The following is a 6431-nucleotide window of genomic DNA, read 5'->3' as shown; positions in this document are numbered from 1 at the left end:
GGCCGAGCCCACCTTGCCCATCGCGTACTCCTTGAAGGAGCCGGCCGCCGCGCCCGCCCCGGCCGGCTCCTTCAAGGAGTACGCGATGGGCAAGGTGGGCTCGGCCGGCGAGTTCTCCTGCCTGGAGAGCCTGTGGGGCAAGGAGAGCGGGTGGAACCCCAACGCCCAGAACCCGCGCAGCACGGCCTACGGCATCGCCCAGTTCCTCGACTCCACCTGGGCCGGGACCGGCATCGCGAAGACCTCCGACGGCTACCGGCAGATCGACGCCGGCCTGATCTACATCAACAACCGCTACGGCTCCCCGTGCGGCGCCTGGGGGCACTCGCAGTCGGTCGGCTGGTACTGAGAGGACCCCGTCCTCCCCGCCCCTCGCGCGCTCGGGGCGGGACCCGGGACGGGGCCGTTCCAGCACTTCGCGGGCTCGGCGCGGGCCCCTGCAGCGAGGCCGTTCCAGCACCTCACCACGAGATCGGCGGTCTCGGGCCATCAGCCGTCCGGCGGGCCCGAGATCGCCGATCTCGTGGTCGTGAGCGGGGCGGAACTGCGCCGGCGGCCGGGCGTGCCTAGGGTCGAGGAGCGACCGAGGGCCGAGGGGGAGCCATGAGCGAGGCAGGGGCCGGGGGCGAGCAACGGGACATCCCGCAGGGCGGGTTCGTGGGCCGGTCGATCGACGAGTTCGTGAGCCAGCTGCGGTTCTTCAGCGACCGAGCCCGCGGGCTGGCCGGCAGCGCGACGTCCCGGCTCCCGCTGTCGGCCCTGCCCAGCCCGCCCGGCGCGATGTCCGCCGCCCAGCTCCGCGCGATCAAGGAGATGGTGACCGCGCAGCGCAGCTCCATCGCGGCGATGCGGGCCCAGCTCGACGCCTTCGACCAGCAGCTCGCCGTCTTCGAGCGGATCCTCGACCCGCTGGTGGAGTGGAGCGGGACGTGGGCGCGGCTGGAGGAGGCCGTCGGCGACATCGTGCGCCGCGATCCCCCCGCCGAGCGCTGACGGTCACCCTGCCAGCGACCTGACCAGCAGCGCCGCCCCGGACAGCAGGCACAGCACCAGGGCGGCGCGGCGCATCGTCGGCAGCGCCAGCCGACGGCGCAACGGCCCGGCGATCAGGAAGCCGAGCAGCACGAAGGGCACCAGCCCCGCCCCGGCGGCCAGCCCGCCGCCGGTCAGCTCCCCGCCGGCCACCAGCACGCCGAGGGAGAGCAGCGTCGTCCCGACGAAGAACACCGACAGGTTCGCCCGCTGGGCCGCCGGGGTGGGCGCCCGGTAGGTGACGACGATGGGCGGCCCGGGCGTGGCCGCGACCGTCGACAGCGTGCCGGAGGCGAACCCGGCGACGGCGAGCGCGCGCGGCCCGCCCGGCAGGCGCACGCCCGCGAGCGAGGCGCCGCAGGCGAGCAGCACCACCAGACCGACCGTTATCCCCAACATCCGGACGTCGATGACCTGCAACAGCAACAGGCCGGCGACGACGCCCGGGACCGACGCCAGCACGGCCCCCCGCACGGTCGCGAGCTCCAGCGCCGCCCGCTCGCGCCACACCACCGGCACCAGCGTGGCGAGCGTCCCCACCAGCAGGGGCCCGGGCACCAGCGCCGGCTGCACCAGCAGCACGAGCGGGCCGGCGAGCAGGCCGAAGCCCATGCCGGTCGCCGTCTGGACGACCGAGGCCGCCAGCACTGCCAGGCCGCACACCAGCAGGACGACCGGGTCGGCGGTCAGCTCCGCGGTCAGTAGCCGTCGTCCTCGTCATCGGCCGGACGACGGCGCAGCAGGCCGGTGACCGAGCCGACCCGCGACTGCGCCTGGCGCAGGCTGTGGATCAGCGGCATCAGGTCGTCGTGGATCCGGCGCAGCGTCTCCGGCACTGTGTCGACGGCGGGGTCGTCCAGCACCCGCCCCACCCGCTCGATGCCCGGCCGCAGCGCCCGCACCGGCTCCTCGAGCTCCTCGACCAGCCCCTCGAGGCGCTCGGCCATGCGCTGGGCGGAGGCGATGGTGTCCCGGGCGGCGGTGGTGGCGGCGGTGAGCTCCCGGACCGCGCCGTTGAGGTCGGCCAGCGTGCGGGGCAGCTGGGACAACGCCTCCGTCTGCGTCTGCAGCAGCGCGACCAGCTCGCCGAACCCGGGGATGCGGGGCATGCCGAGCCCGCGGAAGGGATCCACGAGCACACCGTGGGTGACCGGTGCCCCGGACGCAACTCCTCGGGCCCTGCTCAGTCCGGGCGCAGCTGCCCGGTGAGCACGAAGCGCGCGGCGATGTCGCGCACCTTGGTGTTGCTCTCCATCGACACCCGTGCCAGCAGCTGGAAGGCCTGGTCGGCGGTGAGCTTGTACCGCTCCATGAGGATGCCCTTGGCCTGGTCGATCACCCCCCGGTGCTCCAGGGCTGCCGCCAGGTGCTCGGCCCGCTCCACCGCGGTCTCGTAGAGGTACGCGTTCGACACCGGGCCGACGGCGTAGGTGGCCAGCCGAGAGACGAGGGCGCGGGTGCGGTCGTCGGCGAGGGGAGAGTCCCCGGCGTAGAGGTTCAGCGAGCCGGTGACCAGCTGCCGCCCCGGCAGCGGGTGGGACAGCGTGCCCCCGCAGCCCCGCGTGGCGGCCTCGGCTCCCCATGCGGGCCACCGCGGCTCCGTGCGGGTGTCGGTCACGACGGTGGCGCGACCGGTCCTGGCCGCTTCGAGGCACGGCCCGCCGCCCAGCCGGTACTGGAGCTCGTCCAGCTCCAGAGCGAGGTCGCCGCTGGCGGCCGCCGTGCTGGAGCGGTCGCCGTCGATGATGGTCACCGAGGCCACCGGACGGTCCGGGAGGATGCGGCCGGCCAGCTCGGTCACCCGCTCCAGCACGGACCCCAGCGAGTGCTCCGCGAAGGAGAGCCGGGCCAGTTCCTCGAACGCCGGCTGGACGGCGAGGGCATCGTCGTCAGGGGGATCACGCGTGGCACTCCGTCGGTTTCCTGCACCGGACGAAGGGACGCCGGCGGTCAGAGCGAGGGCCCGCGTTGTTCCAGTTCCCCCAGGGCCGGGCCCGAGGGCCCTGCCTCGCGCCGGCTGTGTGACGCGTGTTCAGCGACGCTCAATATAGCTGCCCGCGGGCGCCGGACCCGGGAGGGCGACGCCGACGAGGGCCGGTCGCAGGTCAGGCGGTACCCACCGCCACGCGGGTCGAGCCGCACCGCCGACCGTCGAGCGCACCCCGACGCGCCGATCGGTCGGTGGAGCGGCTCGACGTGGGTGTCGGCGCGGCCTGCGACGTCACAGGCAGCCTGCCCCGACCACCCCGTCACGGTGCTGCCGGGGTCAGAGCGCCTTGAGGATGTCCTCCACCCGTTCGCGCGCGTCGCCGAAGAGCATCCGGCTGTTCTCCCGGAAGAACAGCGGGTTCTGCACCCCGGCGTAGCCGGTGTTCATCGAGCGCTTGAACACGACCACGTGCTCGGCCTCCCACACCCGCAGCACGGGCATGCCGGCGATCGGGCTGGCGGGGTCCTCGGTCGCCGCGGGGTTCACCGTGTCGTTGGCGCCGATGACCAGGACCACCGACGTGCCGGCCAGGTCGTCGTTGATCTCGTCCATCTCGAGCACGACGTCGTAGGGCACCTTGGCCTCGGCGAGGAGCACGTTCATGTGGCCGGGCAGCCGCCCGGCGACCGGGTGGATGCCGAACCGCACGTCGACGTCGTGCTCGCGCAGCTTGCGCGTGAGCTCGGCGACGGCGCCCTGCGCCTGCGCGACCGCCATGCCGTAGCCAGGCGTGATCACCACCGACTTGGCGTCCCGCAGCAGCTCGGCGACCTCCTCGGCGGTGATCTCGGTGTGCTCGCCGTAGTCGACGTCGGACGACGCCGCCGCCCCCTCGTTGCCGAACCCGCCGGCGATGACCGAGAGGAACGAGCGGTTCATCGCCTTGCACATGATGTAGGAGAGGTAGGCGCCGGACGACCCGACCAGCGCGCCGGTGATGATCAGCAGGTCGTTGCCCAGCAGGAAGCCCGACGCGGCAGCGGCCCACCCCGAGTAGCTGTTGAGCATCGAGACGACGACGGGCATGTCGCCGCCGCCGATCGAGGCGACCAGGTGCCAGCCCAGCGCCAGCGCCAGCACCGTGACGACGGCGAGCACCGTCAGACCCGGGTCGGCCACGAACACGACGGTGAGGACGGCGAACAGCGCCAGCGCGCCCAGGTTGAGCCAGTTGCGGCCCGGCAGCACCAGCGGGTTGCTCCTGATCCGCGCCGAGAGCTTGAGGAAGGCGACGATCGAGCCGGTGAAGGTGACCGCGCCGATGAAGACGCCCACCACCACCTCGCCGGAGTGGATGCCGGCCTCGGCGCCGGACAGCGGCGACCCGCCCTCGGCGCCCTCGACGGAGAGGTAGCCGTTCCAGCCCACGAGCACCGCCGCGAGGCCGACGAAGCTGTGCAGCAGCGCGATGAGCTCCGGCATGCCGGTCATCTCGACCACGCGCGCCCGCCACAGGCCGATGACCGCGCCGACGACGACCGCGACGACGAGCAGGGTGAGCCCGACGGTGGAGATGTCGCGGGTGGCCAGCCCGACCGTCGCGGCCAGCGCGATCGCCATGCCCGCGATGCCGTAGGAGTTCCCCGCCCTGGCCGTCTCGTGCCTCGACAGGCCGGCCAGGCTCAGGATGAACAGCAGCGCGGCGACGACGTAGGCCGCGGCCGCAGCGCTGGTGGCGGTCATCGGGCCGCCCCCGGCCTCGCGCCGGCAGCACCCGGGCCGCGGGAGAACATGCCGAGCATGCGCCGGGTGACGGCGAAGCCGCCGAAGACGTTGATGCTGGCCACCAGCGTGGCCACGAACGCCAGCGCTCGCACCAGGCCGTCGTCGCTGCCGAGCTGCAGCAGGGCGCCGACCACGATGATCCCGGAGATGGCGTTCGTGACGCTCATCAGCGGGGTGTGCAGCGCGTGGTGCACCTTCCCGATCACGTAGAAGCCGACGACGACGGCGAGCGCGAACACGGTGAGGTGCCCCAGCAGCTCGTCGGGGGAGAAGGCCGCCACCAGGAACAGCAGCGCACCCGCGACCCCGACCAGCGCGAAACGGCGCGCCGGTGCGGGGGTCCGCTGCGGCACGGCCGGGAGGCCCGCTGTCGCCCCGGCCGGAGGTGCGGCAGGTGGCGGCGCCGCCGACACCTGCACCGGGGGCGGGGGCCACATCAGCTCGCCCGCCCGCACCACGGTGATGCCCCGCTGGACCACGTCGTCGAGGTCGAGCACCAGCCGGCCGTCCTTGCCGGGGGTGAGCAGCTTGAGCAGGTTGACCAGGTTGGTGCCGTAGAGCTGGGAGGCCTGCGCCGGGAGCCGGGCGGGCAGGTCGGTGTACCCGATGATCGTGACGCCGTTGGGGGTGACGACGACCTCGTCGGGCACCGAGCCGGCGACGTTGCCGCCCTGCGCGGCGGCCATGTCGACGACCACCGAGCCCGGGCGCATGGAGGCGACCATCTCCTCGGTGATCAGCCGCGGGGCCGGCCGGCCGGGGATGAGCGCCGTGGTGATGACGATGTCGACGTCCCGGGCCTGCTCGGCGTACATCTGCGCGGCCCGCCGGTTGAAGTCCTCGCCCATCTCGCGGGCGTAGCCGTCGCTGCTGACCTCCCGCTCCCCGGCGGGCACGGCGACGTACTCGCCGCCCAGGGAGCGCACCTGCTCGGCGACCTCGGGGCGGACGTCGGTGGCCCGGACGATCGCGCCCAGGCTGGACGCGGTGCCGATCGCGGCGAGCCCGGCCACGCCCGCGCCGGCGACGAGCACCTTCGCCGGCGGCACCTTGCCCGCCGCGGTCACCTGACCCGTGAAGAACCGGCCGAACACGTTGGCCGCCTCGACGACCGCCCGGTACCCGGCGATGTTGGCCATCGAGGAGAGCACGTCCATCGACTGCGCCCGGGAGATGCGGGGGACGGCGTCCATCGCGAGCACGGTGATCGGCCGGGCGGCGAGCGCCTCGACCAGCTCGGGGTTCAGGGCGGGGGAGAGCAGGCTGACCAGCGTCGCGCCGTCGGCCAGCAGCTCGATCTCGTCGAGGGCGGGCGCGTTGACCCGGAGCACGACCTCGGCGCCCCACGCCTCGGCCGCCGGGCCGATCCGCGCTCCGGCCGCGACGTAGGCCTCGTCCGGGAAGCTCGCCGCCGTCCCGGCGCCGGCCTGCACCACGACGTCGTAGCCGAGCTGCACGAGCTGCGTGACCGTCGCCGGTGTCGCGGACACCCGGGTCTCGCGGGGCCGCGTCTCGCGCGGGACTCCGATCTGCATCGTGGCGCTCCATTCCTCGCTGGCCTGGCCTCGTCGCCTGCCCGCCGGCGGCCGGGTCGTTCGCGGTGCTCGGGAAGTCGAAGTGGGACGGATCCTGCCTGGCGACGCGCGGTCACGGTGCGCCGCCGCGGAAATGTGAGGCACGGCAC

7 protein-coding genes are annotated in these 6431 nt (G+C 74.0%); 2 read left to right on the top strand and 5 right to left on the bottom strand.

Translation table 11 applies throughout. From position 1 onward, the window contains the following. Positions 1-349: transglycosylase SLT domain-containing protein (locus E9529_RS15040; protein ID WP_236831963.1), on the top strand; the 349-nt coding region annotated here is incomplete at its 5' end. Positions 350-603: 254 nt separating this feature from the next. Continuing rightward, positions 604-993: a hypothetical protein gene (locus E9529_RS15035; protein WP_236831962.1), complete on the top strand. Its 390-nt coding sequence runs from the start codon at positions 604-606 to the stop codon at positions 991-993. A gap of 3 nt (positions 994-996) precedes the next feature. Here the strand turns inward: E9529_RS15035 and E9529_RS15030 are convergent, their stop codons facing one another. The 5 genes from E9529_RS15030 to E9529_RS15010 all read right to left on the bottom strand — a co-directional run bounded on the left by E9529_RS15030 (position 997) and on the right by E9529_RS15010 (position 6282). Beyond that, positions 997-1695, bottom strand: coding sequence for a sulfite exporter TauE/SafE family protein (locus E9529_RS15030; RefSeq protein ID WP_236831961.1), 699 nt, complete (start codon positions 1693-1695; stop codon positions 997-999). Between the two features lie 35 nt (positions 1696-1730). Further along, positions 1731-2165 (bottom strand): hypothetical protein, encoded by a 435-nt coding sequence (locus E9529_RS15025; protein ID WP_236831960.1) that lies wholly within the window; start codon positions 2163-2165, stop codon positions 1731-1733. Between the two features lie 50 nt (positions 2166-2215). Further along, positions 2216-2884, bottom strand: a complete 669-nt coding sequence (locus tag E9529_RS15020) for a GAF and ANTAR domain-containing protein (protein WP_255709179.1) — start codon at positions 2882-2884, stop codon at positions 2216-2218. 414 nt (positions 2885-3298) lie between these two features. Continuing rightward, positions 3299-4705 carry a Re/Si-specific NAD(P)(+) transhydrogenase subunit beta gene (pntB, locus tag E9529_RS15015; protein ID WP_236831958.1) on the bottom strand — a complete coding sequence of 469 codons (1407 nt, stop codon included), beginning with the start codon at positions 4703-4705 and terminating at the stop codon, positions 3299-3301. Further along, a complete protein-coding gene (locus E9529_RS15010; RefSeq protein ID WP_236831957.1) occupies positions 4702-6282 on the bottom strand; it encodes a Re/Si-specific NAD(P)(+) transhydrogenase subunit alpha in 1581 nt (526 codons plus the stop codon). The genes pntB and E9529_RS15010 overlap by 4 nt, the downstream gene beginning before the upstream one ends. Positions 6283-6431: the final 149 nt, after the last annotated feature.

Origin of the sequence: Blastococcus sp. KM273128 (genome assembly GCF_021698975.1) — a bacterium.
Taxonomy (GTDB): Bacteria; Actinomycetota; Actinomycetes; order Mycobacteriales; family Geodermatophilaceae; genus Blastococcus.
The sequence above is the reverse complement of the archived record's forward strand: the minus strand, read 5'-3'. Positions and strand labels throughout refer to the sequence as shown.